Consider the following 18,584-nt stretch of genomic DNA (forward strand, 5'->3'; position numbering starts at 1 on the left):
GCGTACCGCCGGTGACCGCGGGTCCTGAACCGACCGCGTGATCCCGTCGGGGGCGGCGGGCCCCGTGCCCGCCGCCCCCGCGCGCCACCGATCCACCCCTCTCCTGGGAGAACAGCTCCATGCGCACCAAAATCCTGGCCACCGCGCTCGTCGCCACCGCCGCGCTCACCCTCAGCGCCTGCGGCGGCTCGGACGGCGGGGGCAAGGGCGACAACGCCGCCGCCGAGGTCAAGGGCGGCCAGAAGTCGGGTCAGGCCATCGTCCTGGACCAGGCGAAGGCCAAGCCGGACCTCGTCCTCACCGACACCGACGACAAGAAGTACGACCTGCTCAAGGAGACCAAGGGCCGGCCCACCCTGCTCTTCTTCGGCTACACCCACTGCCCCGACGTCTGCCCGCTGACCATGAGCAACGTCGGCATCGCCGTGAAGAAGCTCTCCAAGGCCGAGCGGGAGAAGCTGCGCGTCGTCTTCGTCAGCACCGACCCCGCCCGGGACACCCCCAAGCGGATCCGGTCCTGGCTCGACGCCCAGGGCGGCACCGACTTCGTCGGCCTGACCGGCGACTTCAACACCGTCGAGGCCGCCGCGCGGCCGCTGGGCATCTATATCGAGAAGCCGAAGAAGGAGAAGGACGGCAGCATCACCGTCAGCCACGGCGCCGAGGTGATCGGCTTCTCGCCCAAGGACGACAAGGCCCGCTGGATCTACACGACGGAAGCCACCGCCGACCGCTACGCCAAGGACCTGCCGAAGATCATCGAGGGGCGGAACCCGTGATGAGGACGGGTCCCGGCATCCGTAAGGCGGCCGCCGCGGTCCTCGCCCTCGGTCTGTCCGCCGCGCTCGCCGCCTGCTCGGACGGCGGCGACGGTGGCGGGGGCGGCGGGGACGGCACCGGCCATAAGGGCGCCCCGAAGCTGTCCGTGAGCGGCGCCTACGTTTCGCAGCCGCCCATGGACGACATGGCGGCGGGATACCTGACCGTACGGAACACCGGTGGCGGCGCCGACGAGCTGACGTCCGTCACCACCCCACTCGCCTCCGAGGTCACCCTGCACAGCACCCAGGGCACCCGGATGAAGCAGGTGAGCTCGCTCGATGTCCCGGCGAACGGCCGGCTCGAGCTGACCAGCGGCGGAGATCATCTGATGCTGACAAACCTCACCCACCGGCCCAAGGTCGGTGAGAAAGTCAACTTCACCCTTCACTTCGCCACCTCCGCCCCCATCGAGATCAAAGTCCCGGTCGAGCCCACGACGTACCGCCCCAAGGACTGACGCCCGATGCCCTCGCTGACCTCCCTGGCCCCCGCCGGACCCACCGCGACCCGCTCCCGGACCACCGCGACCGCCCGGCGGCTGATGGCGATCTGCGGCACCCTGCTCGCCGCGCTGCTGTGCGCGCTGAGCGTGGGCGCGAGTTCCGCGTCCGCGCATGCCGCGCTCACCTCGACCGACCCCGCCGACGGCTCGGTGGTGAAGACCGCCCCCAGGGAGGTCACGCTGAACTTCTCGGAGGGCGTGCTGCTCTCCGGCGACTCGGTGCGCGTGCTCGATCCCAAGGGCAAGCGCGTGGACACCGGGAAGACCGCCCATGTCGGCGGCAAGTCCTCGACCGCCGCCGCCGGGCTGCACTCCGGGCTTCCGGACGGCACCTACACGGTGGCCTGGAAGGCGGTCTCGGAGGACAGCCACCCGGTGAGCGGCGCGTTCACCTTCTCCATCGGCGCCCCGTCCAAGACCACCGCGAAGGTGTCCACGGGCGGCGAGTCCGACGGCACGGTCGGCACGCTCTACGGGATCGGCCGGTACGCCGCCTACGGCGGTTTCGCGGCGCTCGTGGGCGGCTGTGTGTTCGCCGGGCTCTGCCGGTCCTCACGCCCGGTGCGGAAGATCGCCGTGGGCGGCTGGGTGACGGTCTTCACGGCCACCCTGCTGCTGTTGCTGCTGCGCGGGCCGTACACGGACGGCGAGGGCATCGGCGGGGTCCTCGACCTCGGCAGGCTGGGCGATGTGCTGTCCACCAAACCGGGCGCGGCGCTGCTGTCCCGGCTGCTGCTGCTCGGCGCGGCGGCGATCTTCCTGGCCGTCCTCTTCGGCTCGTACACCCGCCGCTCCGGGGATGCGGAGGTGGACGCCCGCCGCCGCCAGGACCTCGCCTTCGGGCTCGGCTTCGGCGGCACGGTGATGGCCGTGGGCCTCGCCGCCACCTGGGCGATGGCCGAGCACGCCTCGGTCGGCCTCCAGCGGCAGCTGGCCATGCCGGTGGACGTGATCCATCTGATCGCGGTCGGGGTGTGGATGGGCGGCCTCGCCTCGCTCGCGGTGACGCTCTGGGCGGGCGAGCCGATCGAGCGGGCGGCCGTGCGCCGCTTCTCGCGGCTGGCCTTCGGTTCGGTCGTCGCCCTGGTGGTCACCGGGCTGTACCAGTCGTGGCGGCAGGTGGGCTCCTGGGGCGCGCTGACCGACACCGAGTACGGGCGATGGCTGCTGGTCAAGGTGGGTCTGGTGGCGGTGCTCGTGGGCATCGCCGCCGTCTCGCGACGCTGGACCGGGCGCCTTACGGATGCCACGGCGGAGGCGGGGGCGGAAAAGGAGACGGAGGCGGAGGCGGAGAGCGCGTCGGAGGCGGCCTCGGACGCGAAGGCCACGACGGAGGCGCGGGCAGAGGCCGGGACCGACGCCGAGACGGCAGCAGCGGTGAAGGCCGCCCAGCCGACCCGTACCGGCGCGGCCGACGCGGCCATCGACACCCCCGCCGAGGCCATGTCCGCCAAGGCCAAGTCGGCCGCGGCCAAGTCCGGTGAGGCCGAGTCCGGTGAGGAGTCCGACGACGGCGATCCCGTACGCGCCGCCCAGCTCGCCCGTCAGCGGGCCGCCAAGGGCAAGGCCACCACGCGGCGGGAGCGGGACGCCGACCGTGAGCGCAGCGGTCTGCGCCGGTCGGTGATCGCCGAGACCGTCGTGGCCGTCGTGCTGCTCGCGGTGGCCACCGTGCTGAGCGGCACCCAGCCCGGCCGGGCCGAGACCGAGCAGGCCGGTGCCGCGGCCACCCAGCCCGGCCGCGACCGGCTGAACGTCGACCCGGTGAGCGTGCTGATCCCCTACAACACGGGCCCCAAGAGCGGCCGCGGCAAGGCCGTGGTCATGATCGAACCCGCCCTGCCGGGTGACAACGCGCTGCATGTCTTCACCACCGACCTGGCCGACCGTCCCGTGGACGTGCCCGAGGTCAAGCTGTCGCTGACGCTCGGGTCCAAGGGGATCGGGCCGCTGCGCATCCCGCTCGAGCGCCTCTCGACCGGACACTGGAGCGCCAGGACCGTCCAACTGCCCATGGCCGGGACCTGGCAGCTCTCCCTGACCGTACGAACCTCCGACATCGACCAGGTGACGGAGACCAGGAACGTGAAAGTCGCTCAATGACCACAGAGCAAGCACCCTCGTCCGGCATCTCCCGGCGGCGTCTGCTGGGCTCGGCGGGCGCCGCCGGCGCGGCCGGGCTGGTCGCCGGCGGAGCCGCCGGAGCCTACGCGGCCGAGGCCACCCGGAGCACGCCCGAACCCCTCAACTCCCTGGGCGCGACCGCCGTGCCCTTCCACGGCAGGCGCCAGCCGGGTATCACCACCCCTCTCCAGGCCCATGGCCATCTCATCGCCTTCGACCTGGCGCCCGGTGCGAACCGTAAGGCGGCCGCCGCGCTGCTGCGCCGCTGGTCGCGCACGGCCCAGGAGCTGATGGCGGGCGAGGCCCCGCCGGAGGACACGGGGATCGCGCTGGACGCCGGTCCCTCCTCCCTCACGGTCACCTTCGGCTTCGGCCGGACCTTCTTCGGCAAGGCGGGACTCGGCGGCCAACTGCCGGAGGCGCTCGCTCCGCTCCCCGACTTCGTCTCGGACGCGCTCGACCCCAAGCGCAGCAACGGCGATCTGTGGATCCAGATCGGCGCCAATGACGCGCTGGTCGCCTTCCACGCGCTGCGCGCACTCCAGCGGGAGGCCGCGGACACGGCCCGGCCGCGCTGGCAGATGAACGGCTTCAACCGCACCCCCGGCGCCACCGACCGCCCCATGACCACCCGCAACCTCATGGGCCAGATCGACGGCACCAACAACCCCAAACCGGCCGATGACGACTTCGAGCGGCGGATCTTCGTACCGGAGAAGGGCGAGCCCGCGTGGATGGCGGGCGGTTCCTACGCGGTCGTCCGGCGCATCCGGATGCTGCTGGACTCCTGGGACCACCTCTCCCTGAAGCGGCAGGAGAAGGTGGTCGGCCGCCGCAAGTCGGACGGCGCCCCGCTGTCCGGCGGCACGGAGACCACCCCGGTCCGGCTCGACAAGGTCAACGAGGACGGTTCGCTGGCCATCGCGGGCGCCGCCCATGTGCGGGTCGCGGCCCCAGCGTCCAACCAGGGCGCCGCGATGCTGCGCAGGCCCTTCTCGTACCACGACGGCTTCCGCGACGACGGGGCGCCGGACGCCGGACTGCTCTTCATCGCCTGGCAGGCGGATCCGATGAAGGGGTTCGTACCGGTGCAGCGGAAGCTGGACCTGGGCGACGATCTCTCGCGGTTCCTGCGGCACGAGACCAGCGCGCTGTTCGCGGTGCCTGCGGGCTGCGCTCCGGGGGAGTACGTGGGTCAGGCACTCTTGGAGGGATAGGGAAGGGACGAGCCGCCCCTGACCCCTCGCGTCCGAGCGTTCGGCAGGCGAGTCGGCGGGCCGGGCGGGCGCGGGTATCGTGGCGGTCTCGTCTGATCACAGGGAGCGACCGTGATGTCGGCCAGCCGCTATGCCTACCTCGGCCCCGAGGGCACCTTCACCGAGGCCGCCCTGCGGTCCATGCCGGAGGCCGCCACCCGGGAGCTGGTGCCGATGGTCTCCGTGCCGGTGGCACTCGACGCGGTGCGCTCCGGCGCCGCGGCGGCCGCGCTGGTGCCCATCGAGAACTCGGTCGAGGGCGGGGTCACCGCGACCCTCGACGAGCTGGCCACCGGCGAACCGCTGATGATCTACCGCGAGGTGCTGCTGTCGATCAGCTTCGCGCTGCTGGTGCGGCCGGGCACCGCGCTCGCCGACATCAAGACGGTGACCGGGCATCCGGTCGCCCAGCCCCAGGTCCGCAACTGGCTGGCGGCGAACCTCCCGGACGCCGTCTGGGAGTCGGCCGCCTCGAACGCGGACGGTGCGCGGCTGGTGCAGGAGGGGCGGTACGACGCGGCGTTCGCGGGCGAGTTCGCGGCGGCCACGTACGGGCTCGAGCCGCTGGTCACCGACATCCATGACGCGCAGAACGCGATGACCCGCTTCGTCCTGGCCGGCCGCCCCGCCCGGCCCGCCGCCCGGACCGGCGCGGACAAGACATCCGTGGTGATCTGGCTCGGCGACGACCACCCGGGCGCGCTGCTGGAGCTGCTCCAGGAGTTCTCCGCGCGCGGGGTCAACATGATGCGGATCGAATCGCGCCCGACCGGCGAGGGCATCGGCCGCTACTGCTTCTCGGTGGACTGTGAGGGGCACATCACCGACCGGCGGGTGGGCTCGGCCCTGATGGGGCTGAAGCGGATCTGCCCGAAGGTGCGGTTCCTGGGCTCGTACCCCCAGGCGGGGGTGGTGGCGGAGGAGATGGCGCCGCTGCGGCACGGGACCTCGGACGAGGCGTTCACGGAGGCGGCGGAGTGGCTGGCCCGCTGCCAGGACGGCCGGGCCTGAGCCGAAACCGCCCATGGCGGTCATAACGGGCCATCCATGGCGGGTCGCCCGCAGGGGCTCGCACCCGTCCGCGGGTCCGAGGCCGGGGAGCGCCGGAATTGCTGCGGAAAAGTTATCCACAGGCCGATGGTCCGCGCTGGGGATAAGTCGACATCACCAATCCGGCGAGGCGGACCTTTCATGACATTCAGCGCATCCGCCGCCATCGCCGGACATCCCTCACCTGTCACCCCAATTCTCTCCATCAACTCTTTGGAGTGAGGGATTCCTCTCTTGAGGAGTGTGTGAACGCGGTTTGATAGGGGAATCCATCGCCGAGCACCTGGGCGACCTAAACGATCACCGCGACATCCACAGATCTCACACACAGCCTGTGGATAACTTCTGGGATTCGCCCCGTGCCTGTGGACAACGAACCCCCAACTCACCCTGGACACACGGGAAGAAGGTCGACTCGGCGCCACCCCTTTGCCCCTTTTCGGGGAATGCGCAGGCATTCCTTGACGGTGACCATCACAGGAATTCCCCGGTTTACCCACAGCCCCAAAAGGGGGCAAAGCGGGACGCAAAGGAATATCGCGTCGAGCACCCGAGGTCACACCGGTAACCTGGGGGGGTGATTGACCTTCGCCTGCTCCGTGAGGACCCCGATCGTGTGCGCGCCTCCCAGCGCGCTCGTGGAGAGGACGTCGGCATCGTCGACGCGCTCCTGACCGCCGACGAGCGGCGCAGGTCCTCCAGTGTCCACTTCGACGAGCTGCGCGCCGAGCAGAAGGCGCTCGGCAAGCTCATCCCCAAGGCCGCCGGTGACGAGAAGGCCGAGCTGCTGAAGAAGGCGGGCGAGCTGTCCGCGGCCGTCAAGGCGGCCGACGCCGAGCAGGACGCGGCCGCCGAGGAGACCCAGCGGCTCCTGCTCCGGCTGGGCAATCTCGTCCACCCGGAGGTCCCGGTCGGCGGCGAGGACGACTTCGCCGTCCTGGAGACCGTCGGCACCCCGCGCGACTTCGAGGCCGAGGGCTTCGCGCCCAAGGACCACCTGGAGCTCGGCGAGCTGCTCGGCGCGATCGACACCGAGCGCGGCGCCAAGGTCTCCGGCTCCCGCTTCTACTACCTGACGGGCGTCGGCGCCCTGCTGGAGTTCGCTCTGGTGAACGCGGCGATGGCGCAGGCCACCGCGGCGGGCTTCACCCCGGTGCTCACCCCCGCGCTGGTCAAGCCGAAGGCCATGGAGGGCACCGGCTTCCTCGGCCAGGCCGCGGAGGACGTCTACCACCTCGACAAGGACGACCTCTACCTGGTCGGCACCTCCGAGGTCCCGCTGGCCGCGTACCACATGGACGAGATCCTGGAGGCGGACGCACTGCCGCGGCGCTACGCCGGGTTCTCCTCCTGCTTCCGCCGGGAGGCCGGGTCGTACGGCAAGGACACCCGGGGGATCTTCCGGGTGCACCAGTTCGACAAGGTCGAGATGTTCGTCTACACGACCCCGGAGGAGGCCGAGGCCGAGCACCAGCGGCTGCTGGAGTGGGAGAAGCAGTGGCTGACCTCGCTGGAGCTGCCGTTCCGGGTGGTCGACCTGGCCTCGGGTGACCTGGGCTCCTCGGCGACGCGGAAGTTCGACTGCGAGGCGTGGATCCCGACGCAGGGCAAGTACCGCGAGCTGACCTCGACCTCCAACACCACCGAGTTCCAGTCGCGGCGGCTGTCGATCCGGATGCGCGAGGGCAAGCGGGTCCGTCCGCTGGCCACGCTCAACGGCACGCTGTGCGCGGTCACCCGGACCATCGTGGCGATCCTCGAGAACCACCAGCAGGCCGACGGCTCGGTGCGGGTGCCCGAGGTGCTGCGGCCGTTCCTCGGCGGACGCGAGGTCCTGGAACCGGTAGCGGCGCGGTGACGAACGCCGGACGGACCGACGAGCTGCCCTACCGACTGATCGCGACCGATCTCGACGGGACGCTGCTGCGCCCCGACCACACCGTCTCGGCGCGGACCCGTGACGCGCTCACCGCGGCCACCGCGGCGGGCGCCGCGCACATCGTGGTCACCGGACGGACCGTGCCGGTGGCCCGGCACATACTCGACGACCTCGGCTACCAGGGGCTCGCGGTGTGCGGCCAGGGCTCACAGCTCTACCACGCGGGCGAGCACCGGCTGCTGACCTCCGTCACGCTGGACCGCCAGGTGGCCCAGCTGGCGCTGGCGAAGCTCGAGGCGGAGATCGGTCCGCTGGCGCTGGCCGCGGCCCGCGACGGGCTGGACGGCGAGGTGCTGTTCGGCGAGGGGTACCGGATGGACCACGAGGGGATGTCCCTGGTGTCGTTCACGGACCCGGACGAGCTGTGGTCGGAGCCCATCAGCAAGCTCTACATCCAGCACCCCGAGCTGGGCGACGACGCGCTCGCGGACGCCGCCCGGACGGCCGCCGGCGGCCTGGTCGGGGTGACGATGGCAGGCGCCGGGCTGGTGGAGCTGTTGCCGCTCGGGCTGACGAAGGCCACGGGACTCTCGCTGGCCGCGCGCCGGCTGGGGATGACCGCCGCCGACGCGATCGCCTTCGGCGATATGCCCAATGACATCCCGATGTTCGGCTGGGCCGGGCACGGGGTCGCGATGGCGAACGCACACCGGGATCTCAAGGCCGTGGCCGACGAGATCACCGCCTCCAACACGGAGGAGGGCATCGCCGTGGTGCTGGAGCGGCTCTTCCCAGCGGCGCGCCGGTGAACCGGCCGGATGCCGGTGCGGCCGCCTCGGCGGACCGCCCGGCATCCGGGCTCGGCAGCGGTGATCGGACCCTCGGCCGCGGCGTACGGGCCCGATCCGGGACAGGGTGGCGGGATCGGCAGGTTCAGCCGGGTCAGCCGGGTCAGCTGGTTCAGCCGGGTCAGCCGGGTCAGCCGGGTCAGCCGGGTCAGCCGGGTCAGCCGGGTCAGCCGGGTCAGCCGGGTCAGCCGGGTCAGCCGAAGATCTTGACCGCCTGGTAGTACGTCCAGGCCGTACCGTCGCACGACGTCTTGGTGGCACCGCTGTAGGCGCCGCACACTCGCTTGAGGTCCTCGTAGAAGGCGCTGTCGAGACGCGCCTTGTTGGCGTCGAAGATGCCCATCGCCTTGTGGTTGCGGTAGCCGAAGTCGTGCCGGGCGCAGGCGGTCTGGAAGGGGAAGCCGAAGGGGTTGTCGGGGGAGCTGCTGCAATAGTCGGTGGACCAGTCGAACTGGTAGGCGGACCAGGAGCCCTGGTTGTTCCGCGCCGCGAGCCAGGTGTTGTAGCTGCTGGCGCTGGTCTGGGTCCAGCTGGCGAGGACCTGCTGCTTGTCCGCGGGGACCGCTTGGGCGGGTGCGGCCAGGGCGATGGTGGCGGCCGCGGTGACCGCGGTGGCGGCGAGACTCGTGACGAGGCGACGCATTCTGGTTCCCTCCGTTTTCACTCCTGACACCCCCTCAACCGCTTGTGGCAAAGGGAGGGGGCGGCGCGGTGTGATCCAGCGCACGCCAAGAGTTCGCCAGGTCCCTGACAACCGTCAAGATCTACATCGACGTAGAGATGAACAGAGTTCGACCACCGGAGTTTCGGAGATTCCTCCAACTACAGCCGCCGCGCGGGCCGTTCAGGAAGCGCGCCAGGGCACCTGGGAAGGAGGGGTGAGCAACGGCCCCGGACCCTTGATCCTGCGCAGGATCGGGGAGGTCTCCATGTCCCGTACGGAGGGGAGTTCGGCGATACGGGTGGTCAGATAGGTGTAGAGGGCCGGGACATCGGCGCAGACCACGGACGCCATCAGATTCTTGGTTCCGGTGGTCGCACATGCGAACGCCACCTCGGGGTGGTCGGCGAGCCGCTGCCCGGTGGCGGCGAGCTCCGACGGCCGTACCGACAGCCATATCGTGGTGGTGACGGTCTGGCGGAACATCCGGTTGGTGTAGACGACGTCGAAGTACAGGGTGCCGTCCGCGCGGAGATCGGCCAGTCGGCGGCGCACCGTCGACTGCGACCAGCCGGTGGCGGCGGCCAGTTCGGCCAGCGGAGCCCGCCCGTCCCGCGCCAGGACGTCCAGCAGCTTGCGGTCCTCGGCGCTCACCGGTCCGCGCGGGCCTTTCGACCGGTCCACGACGGGCGCGCGCAGCCGCCGGATCTGCTCGGCCGTCAGCGCGTCGGACTTGTTGACCAGGTTCTGCTCCCCGCCGTAGTACTCATGGAGCACGCAGTGCGCGCTCACCCCCACCACCCGTGGGGTCTGCGGGAGTTTGCGCAGCAGCAGCGCGTCGCTGTCCCGGCCGGACGCCACTCGTGTCGCCGCGGCGACCTCGGTGCCGTCGGAGAGGACATGCACCCAGGAGGTGTCGGCCCGCCGGGCCAGCGCCTCGGCCACCGGCAGGGCGGCATCCGGCAGACATCGCACCCGCACCAGCCAGACCACCTCACCGACCGCCGCCGGGTCGGTGAGCCCCAGCACCCGGAGCGCTCCCGTCGTCCGCAGCCGGGTGTAGCGGCGGGCCACGGTCTGGTCGGAGACGCCCAGCACCTCGGCGAACCGGCTGAAGGGGGCCCGGCCGTCGAGTTGGAGGGCATGCACCAGCGCGCGGTCCAGGTCGTCGTACGCGTCGGATTCCACCGCACAAAGCTAGCGGATGTCGGATATCGCCGCCGGGGCGGTGCCGGCTGGAGGTGCGGCCGGGCCCGGGACGACCGTAAGGGTCGCGGGAACCGCCAATGGGGCCGGCCACCGCGTCCCTTTGTCGGAATGTGCCACATCCCCTCGCCGGAATGTTGCCGGATCCCGGAGTCAGTCATGCGCAGATCATGGTGGCCGCTCGCCGCCATCACCCTCGGCAATTTCATGCTGTTGATAGACGTCACGATCGTGAACACCGCACTGCCCCAAGTGGCGCGGGGGCTGGACGCGTCGTTCACCTCCCTCCAGTGGGTGATGGACATCTACGCGCTGGCGCTGGCCGCGCTGCTGATGGTGGCCGGTTCGGCGGCGGACCTCTTCGGACGGCGGCGGCTGTATCTCGTCGGCCTCGCCGTGTTCGCGCTCTCCTCCCTGGCCTGCGGTCTGGCACCGGACGCCGGGGTGCTGATCGCGGCCCGCGCCGTCCAGGGGCTGGGGGCCGCGGCCATGTTCGCCACCAACACCCCGCTGCTGATGGCGACGTACTCCGGACGCGACCGCGGTATCGCCTTCGGGGTGTGGGGCGGTACGAGCGGGGCGGCCGCGGCGGTCGGCCCGGTGCTCGGCGGAGTGCTGACCGAGTATGTCGACTGGCGGGCGATCTTCCTGGTCAACCTGCCGCTGACGGCGATCGCGGTGTGGATCACGGTCCGTTCCATCGACGAGTCGCGCGGCGTGCCGGGGGTGCGGATCGACTGGCCGGGCGCCGCCTCGTTCACGGTGTGCGCCGGGGGGTTGACGTATGGGCTGATGCGCGGCGGCGAGGAGGGTTGGGCTGACACCGGCACGGTCGCCTCGCTGGTGGTGGCGGCCATCGCGCTCCTCGCCTTCGCCATGGTCGAGCGCGGCAAGCGGCAGCCGCTGCTGGACCTCGCGCTGCTGCGCCGCCCGACCTTCGCGGTGCTGATGGCGGCGGCCCTGCTGCTCCAGGCGGCGGCCTTTCCGTACCTCACCTACGCCGGGCTGTGGCTCCAGTCGGTGCTGGGCATGAGCCCGGTGCAGGCGGGGCTCGCGGTGACGCCGATGGCGGGCGTCTCGCTGGTCGTCGGCGCGGCGGGCGGACGGCTGCTGGAGCGGGTCGCCCCCGGTCGGACGCTCGGCGGCGGACTGCTGCTGGTGGGCACGGGCGCGCTGGTCAACGCGGCGATGGTGACCCCGGACGCGGACTGGACGGCCTTCGCGCCGGGCCTGGCCCTGGCCGGGCTGGGGATCGGCCTGGCCATGCCGGTGCTGGTCTCGGCGGCCCTCGGCTCGGCCCCGCCGGAGCGTGCGGGCATGGCCAGCGGCGCGGTGAACACCTTCCGGCAACTGGGCTACGCACTGGGGATCGCCGTCCTGGGCACGGTCTTCGCGACGCGGGTACGGGACATGGTCGACGACAGCGGCAGCGTCCCGGCGCGGGCGGCCGGCCAGGCCGCCGAGGCCATCAGCGGCGGCCACGCGGACGCCGTGATCGCCGCCGCGCCCCCGGCCCGCGCGGACGCGGCACGGGCGCTGGTCCACGAGTCCTTCGCGGCCGGACTCGACCGCATCTGCGTGATCGCCGGCATCGCGGCACTGGCGGCGGGCCTGCTGGTCCTCGCGGTCGTCCGCGGCGGCCCCGGCGGCCCGCCCCGGAAGCCGACCACCGAGAAATCCCCGACGGAGCCGGTCCACGCCTGAGCCGTGGGCGGCATACGAAACGAGGGGCGGGCGCCCGACGGCGCCCGCCCCTCGTGGCGTTGAGGCCAGGGTCCGTCAACGTGCGTGGCACGAGTAACCCGGAGTCGCGCGCGCTGCGCGACAGCGTCATCGAACGGACGGATGTCCTCGACAAAGTCAAGATCCCGACCATGCTGCCCGATGGGTTGCATATCACCACACGCATGGTCGCGGAGTACTTCGAGGTTGGAGAAGAAGCCGTCAAGAGTCTGGCCAAGCGGCATCGGGCGGAGTTCCAGAGCAACGGGATGCATATCCTCCGAGGTCTGATCCCATAGGTTCGTTTTGGACCTATGGAAGGCTTGCAGGTCAGAGCCGCGGGGTGACGACCCGCCCATCGGGCTTTCCGGGCAGGAGTTGTAGGATGACTGGGCAACCGGGTGAATCGAGGGCGAGGGAGCCGAGAGGGATGGCGTTGCGGGCGGCCGGACGGCAGTCGCTGGTCGACACCGTGGTGGAGCAGTTGCGCGGGCAGCTCGCCGAGGGCGAGTGGAAGGTAGGCGACCGCGTGCCCACCGAGCATGCCCTCGCCGAACAGCTCCAGGTCGGCCGGAACACGGTCCGCGAGGCGGTCCGGGTCCTCGTACACGCGGGGATGCTCCAGTCCCGGCAGGGCGAGGGCACCTTCGTGGTCTCCACGACCGACCCCGCCGAGGTCATGCGGGATGTGAGGCGCGCCGGGATCCGGGATGTGCTGGAGCTGCGGATCGCGCTGGAGGCCGAGGGGGCGCGGCTGGCGGCGCTCCGGCACAGCCCCGCCGATCTGCGGCGGATGCGGGCGGCGCTGGAGTCGCTCGAGGCGTTCGAGGACGCCGGGGAGCAGTCCGCGTCCGGCCACCATGAGCTGCACGCGGCCCATGACCTCGAGTTCCACACCGCCGTGGTGGACGCCGCGCACAACGCCGCGCTGAGCGCGACCTACGGCTGGTTCAGCAGCTCGGTGCGCGACTCACTGGTGGCCTCGCTCGGCGACCGCGAGGTGCCGAGCATCGTCCCCGCCGATCACCGCGCCCTGGTCGAGGCCATCGCCTCCGGCGACCCCGCGGCCGCCGAGGCGGCGGCACGGGCCCTGCTGGAGGCGCCGAAACGCGCCATCGAGGCGTTGCTCGCCACCGGCTGAGTCCGCTCGCCGGGCCTCATCCACCACCGCCTCACTCATCTGAGCACCATGGAACGGAGTTCTTCTTGGCACGCCCGCACACCCCCGGCCCCGCGGCCGAACCCCTGCTCGTGGACGCCGAGACCGATCTGCGGCCGACCCCCGAGGTGGCCGTCGCGCGGCGCGCCCTGCGGGCCCACCCCGCTCTGCTCCTGATCGGCATCGTGCTGGCGTCGCTCAATATGCGGGCCGCGCTCGCCGGGGTCTCCCCGCTGCTCGGGGAGATCAGCGGCCATTTCGGGCTGTCCGCGACCATGGGCAGCCTGGTCACGACCATTCCGCTGATCTTCATGGGCCTGGCCTCGCCCTTCGCGGCCCGGTTCGCCCGGCGCTGGGGCACCGAGGCGGTGCTGCTGGGCGCGCTGGTGCTGCTGCTCGGCGGCATACTGCTGCGCGTGGCGCCGCCGGTGATGGCGCTCTTCGCCGGGGGCGCCCTCGTCGGCAGCGGAATCGCGTTCCTGAATGTGCTGATGCCGGGCCTGGTCAAGCGTGACTTCCCGCATCGGGCCGCCGGGATGACGGCCCTCTACACCACCTCGATGATCGGCGGGGCGACGGTCTCCGCCGCCTCCGCCGTGCCCCTGGAGAACGCGCTCGGCGGCTGGCGGGGTTCGCTCGCCTCCTGGTCGCTGCTGGCGGCCGTCGCGGCGCTGGTCTGGATACCGCAGACGGTGCTCGCACGGCGCGGAACGCACCACCGTGAGCCCGCGGCGACGCCCGTGAGGACGACGCCGGACGCGGGGCCGAGGCTGGGGCGCTCCGCGCTGGCCTGGCAGGTCACGCTGTTCATGGGGCTGCAATCGTCGATCGCGTACGTCTGTATCGCATGGCTGCCGACGATCTTCACCGACCATGGCATGAGCAAGAGCGCGGCCGGGCTGGTGTTCGCGTTCAGCACCATGTTGCAGATGGTGGGTTCGTTCGTGGTGCCCACCCTCGCGGGGCGGATGCGCGCCCAGCGGATGCTGGCCGTCGTGGTCGCCGCGCTGATGGCCGCCGGTATGGCGGGCCTGCTGGTGGCTCCCGTCGCCGGGGCGTGGGTGTGGGCGGCGCTGATCGGTGTCGGACAGGGCGGGTCCGTGGGGCTCGCGCTGACCATGATGGTGCTGCGGACCGGGGACGCCCACACCTCGGCACGGCTGTCCGGGATGGCGCAGACCTGGGGCTATCTGCTGGCCGCTGTGGGCCCTCTGGCGCTCGGCGTGGTGCACCAGACCACGGGCGGCTGGGGGCTGCCGCTCACACTGATGCTGGCGGTGTGCGGGGCGCTGGTGGTGCTGGGCCTGGGCGCGGGCCGCGACCGCAAGATCCGGGCCTGAGCCGCTCACGTTCTCACACCGTGACCGCCACCCTGGATCAGACCGGCGCAACCCCGGACACACCGCGGCGGCGGCCGTCACGACGACCGCCGCCACCGGGGAGACAACCGGGGCCGCTCCACCGTCCCGGCGCGGTGGCGACCGTAAGGCGGGCACGAACTCCCGGCGGCCTTCTGCGGCAGCCCCCGGATAAACCCCGTACGGGCCCCAGGCCGCCGGGGCGTCAGCTCATGCGGGTGGTCACTCCTCCCCCGCGAGTGTCAGCGAGCGCAGCTTGCGGCCCGCGTACCAGGTGGCGCCCACGGTCACGACCAGCAGCAGGATGACGCCGGTCGCCAGGCCGACATCCGAGGTGATCACATCGCCGTCCGCGACCTTCTGGCCGAGCGCCAGCGCCCACTGCTGGACGCTGAGCTTGCGGGCCCCGGCGACCACGCTGCCGAAGAACGTCTCCCACACCAGGGCGTAGACCAGGCCCGCGATCACCGCGTGGCGGGTGACGGTGCCCAGCAGCAGGAAGACCGCGCTGTAGGCGACCGAGGCCACGGCGGCGGCGACGGCGTAGCCGACGGCCAGCTGATTGGCGTTGCCGTTCAGTACAAAGCCCGCGAGCAGGGTGGGGATCGCGGAGAAGGCGGCCGTGACGCCGATGGCCACGATCAGCTTGGTGACGATGATCGTCGGCCGCTTCACCGGCTTGGCGAGCAGATAGATGACCGAGCCGTCGTCGATCTCCGGGCCGATCGCGCCCGTACCGGCGATCACGCCGATCAAGGGGACCATGGTGGCCATGGCGAAGCCGCCGAGGATCGCGTCGGCCGTGCCGTCGTCCGATCCGGTCAGCAGCCGTACGGCGAGCGAGATGATCAGCAGCAGCCCGGGGAGGGTGAAGAGGATCAGCGCGCGGCGGCGGCCGAGCAGGGCCCGGTAGGTGAGCCGGGCGACGGTGGGGTGGTAGAGCGAGGACATCGCTGTGGGCTCCTTTCAGGCCGCGACGAGGTAGGAGAAGACGCTCTCCAGGGACTCGTCGGAGGGCGAGACCGTGAGAAGCCGGATGCCCTGGTCACGGGCGACCCGGGGCAGCAGTTCGGTGAAGCGGGCGAAGTCCACCGCCTGGATGTGCAGTCCGCCGTCGACGCCGGTGCTCGCGTCGACCTCGATACCGGTGGTCGACGGGTCGGCGATCAGGGCGGCCGCGAGCGCGCGGTCGTCGCTGGACCGTACGAGATAGCGGTGCGGACGGTCCGTCATCAGCCGGCGGATCTTGCGGAAGTCGCCGGAGGCGGCGTGCCGTCCGGCGACGATCACCTCGATATGCGCCGCCAGCTGCTCGACCTCCTCCAGGATGTGCGAGGAGAACAGCACGGTGCGGCCCTCCGCGCCCATCCGCCGCAGCAGATCCATCAGTTGCATCCGCTGCCGGGGGTCCATGCCGTTGAACGGCTCGTCCAGGAGGAGCACCGACGGCTCGTGCACCAGCGCGGAGGCCATCTTCACGCGCTGGCGCATGCCCTTGCTGTACGTGGCGATCTTCCGGGAGCCCGCGTAGTCCATCTCGACCGTGTCGAGCGCCTTACGGGCGGCTCCACGCGGATCGGGCAGCCCGTGCAGCTCGGCGTTGGCGATCACGAACTCACGGCCGGTGAGGAAGTCGTACATCGCCTCGCGCTCGGGGACGATGCCGATGTGGCGGTACGCCTGCTCATTGCGCCAGATCGGGTCGCCGTCGAGGGTCACGGATCCGGTGGAGGGGGCCAGGAAGCCGCCCATCATGTTGATGAGGGTGGACTTGCCGGCGCCGTTGGGGCCGAGGAGCCCGGTGACACCGGGGCCGATGTTCATGGTCACGTCGTTGACGGCCACGACGTTCCCGAACCAGCGGGAGACGTTGTCGATGGCGATCGTGGTCACAGGCCGACCTTCCGGTAGCGGCGCATCAGCAGCCCGTACGAGCCGGCGATCAGGCCGAGGAGAACGAGGACGTAGACGAGCCCGGTGCCGGTGCCGGGGCCGACCCCGCCGGGGAAGGAGGAGGTGGCACCGAGGAACGCCGTCTGCACGCCGTCGATGATGGTGATCGGCGAGAACAGCCCGATCCAGCTCACCGGGCCGGAGTTGCCCTGGTCCCAGGCGATGGCCTGGACGGCGGACACCGCGCCATAGGAGATGGTCAGCAGGGCGATGACGGCGGCGACGCCGAAGCCGCGGCGCGGGGTGAGCGCGGCGATCACCAGGCTGATGCCGGCGAAGAGGAGCGAGAGCAGAGCCACGGAGACCAGTCCTTGTGCGAAGCCCTTCGTCTGATCGGCGAAGTCCAGCTTGGCGAGCAGTGCGCCGACGTAGAGGATCAGCAGGGGCACACCGGTGAGGATGAAGAGCGCGGAGGCCATGGCGGCCAGCTTGGCCACCACGTAGTCCATCGTTTCGATGGGGCGCGAGAAGTAGAGCGGAACCGTCTTGAAGCGCAGGTCCCGGGAGACGGACTGCGGCGCCTGGGAAGCGGTGTAGAGGCCGATGACGGCCTGAAGCATGATCGCGTAGCGGGTGTACTTGACGGGGAGCTCGTCCACGCTGGTGGCGATGGCCACCGCGACGATGATCGCGGCGGGCATGCACATCACGGCCAACAGCAGCATCGGCGCCACCTTGGACTTCGCCGAGCGGCCGAGGCCGTAGGCACCGCGCAGGCTCTGGGTGAAGAGCGAGCGGCGGGCGTAGGCGCGGCCGAGGCGCGGGCCGTCGTAGTGGCGGTAGCCGATGTTGTGAATGACGTCGGCGCGCTGCTGGGTCACGGTCTCAGGCGGCATCGACGGCACCCCCCTTCCCGTGTGCGCTTGCGGCGGCCGGTGCTCCGGGCGCTCTCGTGCCGTCCACGGCTTCCACGGCGTCCGTGGCCTCCGCCTCGTCGTCGGACCGGAAGATCTCCGCGATGCGGTGGCGGCGCTGCTCCATGCGGACCAAGCCGAGGCCGAGTCCCGCGATGGTGTCGCGGACCGTGTCGTACGTCTCCTCGCCCACCACGTCGACCAGCAGCACATGGTCGGAGCCGGGCGCCCCGTCGGCGCCGCGGCCGGCGGGCTGGACGGTGAGCCCGGCCCGGTCGAGGGCGGTGCGCAGCGCCGTGGTGCCGTCCGGGTGGTCGGCGGTGTCGGTCACCTCGACCGCGAGCGAGGCCGTCGCCTGGGTGAAGTCGCTGGTGGAGCTGGAACGGAGCAGCTTGCCGCCGTCGATGACCACGACGTGGTCGCAGGTGCGCTCCAGCTCGCCGAGCAGATGCGAGGTGACCAGCACCGAGATGCCGAAGTCGGTGTGGACGCGGCGGATCAGCCCGAGCATCTCGTCGCGGCCGACCGGGTCCAGTCCGTTGGTCGGCTCGTCCAGCAGGACCAGGCGCGGGTCGTGCACCAGGGCCTGGGCCAGTTTGACCCGCTGCTTCATGCCCGTGGAGTAGCCGCCCATGGGGCGGTACCGCTCCTCGTACAGCCCGACGTGGCGCAGGGTGTCGGCCGTGCGCTCACGGGCGGCGGAGGGCGGCAGCCCGGACATGCGCGCCATGTGGACGACGAACTCGGTCGCCGAGACATCGGGCGGCAGGCAGTCGTGCTCGGGCATGTATCCGACGCTTTCGCGGATGGCGCTGCCGTCCTTGGCCACATCGAGACCGAGCACGGAAGCGCGGCCCTCGCTGGCGGGGGACAACCCGAGCAGGATCTTGATCAGCGTGGACTTACCGGCGCCGTTGGCACCCACCAGGCCGGTGACCCCTGGTGCGATGTCTACGGACAGCCGGTCGAGCGCGGTGACGCGGGGGAACCGCTTGCTCAGACTTTCGGTGGCGATCACAGTCACGCGTTCGACGGTAGTGGGCCCGGACACAGGCGGCGTCCCTCCAGACGGTCGGATTCGCATCGTCCTCGGGTCTGACGCGCCCGTAGGGGGCGGGGCCCGACCGGAGGGGGTTACCGCGGGTATCCACAGCCGTTCCGTGGCCTTATGCCCGGTCTGCGGCCGGTCG

18 protein-coding genes are annotated in these 18,584 nt (G+C 71.4%); 12 read left to right on the forward strand and 6 right to left on the reverse strand.

The features are described 5' to 3' along the window. Positions 1-119: 119 nt before the first annotated feature. From AB0E24_RS12320 to AB0E24_RS12355, 8 genes are all read left to right on the forward strand, one after another. Positions 120-779 (forward strand): SCO family protein, encoded by a 660-nt coding sequence (locus AB0E24_RS12320; protein ID WP_359376514.1) that lies wholly within the window; start codon positions 120-122, stop codon positions 777-779. Next, the gene (locus tag AB0E24_RS12325) at positions 779-1,279 is read left to right on the forward strand and encodes a copper chaperone PCu(A)C (protein WP_100806784.1); all 501 of its coding nucleotides are present in this window, start codon (positions 779-781) and stop codon (positions 1,277-1,279) included. Before AB0E24_RS12320 ends, AB0E24_RS12325 begins: the two co-directional genes overlap by 1 nt. A gap of 6 nt (positions 1,280-1,285) precedes the next feature. Then, positions 1,286-3,427, forward strand: a complete 2,142-nt coding sequence (locus AB0E24_RS12330; protein ID WP_359376516.1) for a copper resistance CopC/CopD family protein — start codon at positions 1,286-1,288, stop codon at positions 3,425-3,427. Continuing rightward, positions 3,424-4,665, forward strand: coding sequence for an iron uptake transporter deferrochelatase/peroxidase subunit (efeB, locus tag AB0E24_RS12335; RefSeq protein WP_069861099.1), 1,242 nt, complete (start codon positions 3,424-3,426; stop codon positions 4,663-4,665). The genes AB0E24_RS12330 and efeB overlap by 4 nt, the downstream gene beginning before the upstream one ends. Before the next feature lie 114 nt (positions 4,666-4,779). Next, entirely contained in the window at positions 4,780-5,715 is a 936-nt protein-coding gene (pheA, locus tag AB0E24_RS12340) for a prephenate dehydratase (protein WP_069861101.1), read from the forward strand. A gap of 616 nt (positions 5,716-6,331) precedes the next feature. Continuing rightward, positions 6,332-7,612, forward strand: coding sequence for a serine--tRNA ligase (gene serS / locus AB0E24_RS12345; protein ID WP_069861103.1), 1,281 nt, complete (start codon positions 6,332-6,334; stop codon positions 7,610-7,612). Further along, a complete protein-coding gene (locus AB0E24_RS12350; protein WP_359376520.1) occupies positions 7,609-8,442 on the forward strand; it encodes an HAD family hydrolase in 834 nt (277 codons plus the stop codon). Before serS ends, AB0E24_RS12350 begins: the two co-directional genes overlap by 4 nt. Before the next feature lie 60 nt (positions 8,443-8,502). Continuing rightward, the gene (locus tag AB0E24_RS12355) at positions 8,503-8,691 is read left to right on the forward strand and encodes a hypothetical protein (RefSeq protein WP_359376523.1); all 189 of its coding nucleotides are present in this window, start codon (positions 8,503-8,505) and stop codon (positions 8,689-8,691) included. On the opposite strand, the gene AB0E24_RS12360 is transcribed toward AB0E24_RS12355, so the two are convergent. Continuing rightward, positions 8,675-9,124: a phospholipase gene (locus AB0E24_RS12360; RefSeq protein ID WP_069861105.1), complete on the reverse strand. Its 450-nt coding sequence runs from the start codon at positions 9,122-9,124 to the stop codon at positions 8,675-8,677. The genes AB0E24_RS12355 and AB0E24_RS12360 overlap by 17 nt on opposite strands. Before the next feature lie 201 nt (positions 9,125-9,325). Continuing rightward, positions 9,326-10,330 (reverse strand): Lrp/AsnC family transcriptional regulator, encoded by a 1,005-nt coding sequence (locus tag AB0E24_RS12365; RefSeq protein WP_069861107.1) that lies wholly within the window; start codon positions 10,328-10,330, stop codon positions 9,326-9,328. 177 nt (positions 10,331-10,507) lie between these two features. Between AB0E24_RS12365 and AB0E24_RS12370 the strand changes: the two genes are divergently transcribed. The 4 genes from AB0E24_RS12370 to AB0E24_RS12385 all read left to right on the forward strand — a co-directional run bounded on the left by AB0E24_RS12370 (position 10,508) and on the right by AB0E24_RS12385 (position 14,569). Continuing rightward, the gene (locus AB0E24_RS12370) at positions 10,508-12,052 is read left to right on the forward strand and encodes an MFS transporter (RefSeq protein ID WP_147965851.1); all 1,545 of its coding nucleotides are present in this window, start codon (positions 10,508-10,510) and stop codon (positions 12,050-12,052) included. A gap of 80 nt (positions 12,053-12,132) precedes the next feature. Then, complete coding sequence (locus AB0E24_RS12375) at positions 12,133-12,369, forward strand: hypothetical protein (RefSeq protein ID WP_359376526.1); 237 nt, start codon at positions 12,133-12,135, stop codon at positions 12,367-12,369. Between the two features lie 131 nt (positions 12,370-12,500). Continuing rightward, on the forward strand, positions 12,501-13,211 hold the full coding sequence (locus AB0E24_RS12380; protein WP_079258247.1) for a FadR/GntR family transcriptional regulator: 711 nt from the start codon (positions 12,501-12,503) through the stop codon (positions 13,209-13,211). Between the two features lie 65 nt (positions 13,212-13,276). Continuing rightward, positions 13,277-14,569 (forward strand): CynX/NimT family MFS transporter, encoded by a 1,293-nt coding sequence (locus AB0E24_RS12385; RefSeq protein WP_099014296.1) that lies wholly within the window; start codon positions 13,277-13,279, stop codon positions 14,567-14,569. A 240-nt stretch (positions 14,570-14,809) separates the two neighbouring features. Here AB0E24_RS12385 and AB0E24_RS12390 read toward each other — a convergent pair whose 3' ends face one another. From AB0E24_RS12390 to AB0E24_RS12405, 4 genes are read right to left on the reverse strand one after another with little or no spacing between them, the layout of a single operon-like run. Beyond that, positions 14,810-15,538 carry an ABC transporter permease subunit gene (locus AB0E24_RS12390; protein WP_069861118.1) on the reverse strand — a complete coding sequence of 243 codons (729 nt, stop codon included), beginning with the start codon at positions 15,536-15,538 and terminating at the stop codon, positions 14,810-14,812. A 15-nt stretch (positions 15,539-15,553) separates the two neighbouring features. Beyond that, on the reverse strand, positions 15,554-16,480 hold the full coding sequence (locus AB0E24_RS12395; protein WP_069861120.1) for an ABC transporter ATP-binding protein: 927 nt from the start codon (positions 16,478-16,480) through the stop codon (positions 15,554-15,556). Continuing rightward, positions 16,477-17,376 (reverse strand): ABC transporter permease, encoded by a 900-nt coding sequence (locus AB0E24_RS12400; RefSeq protein ID WP_069861122.1) that lies wholly within the window; start codon positions 17,374-17,376, stop codon positions 16,477-16,479. Before AB0E24_RS12400 ends, AB0E24_RS12395 begins: the two co-directional genes overlap by 4 nt. Next, positions 17,366-18,478, reverse strand: a complete 1,113-nt coding sequence (locus tag AB0E24_RS12405; protein ID WP_079258249.1) for an ABC transporter ATP-binding protein — start codon at positions 18,476-18,478, stop codon at positions 17,366-17,368. Before AB0E24_RS12405 ends, AB0E24_RS12400 begins: the two co-directional genes overlap by 11 nt. Positions 18,479-18,584 lie beyond the last annotated feature (106 nt).

This window comes from Streptomyces malaysiensis subsp. malaysiensis, from assembly GCF_040653035.1.
GTDB lineage: Bacteria > Actinomycetota > Actinomycetes > Streptomycetales > Streptomycetaceae > Streptomyces > Streptomyces malaysiensis.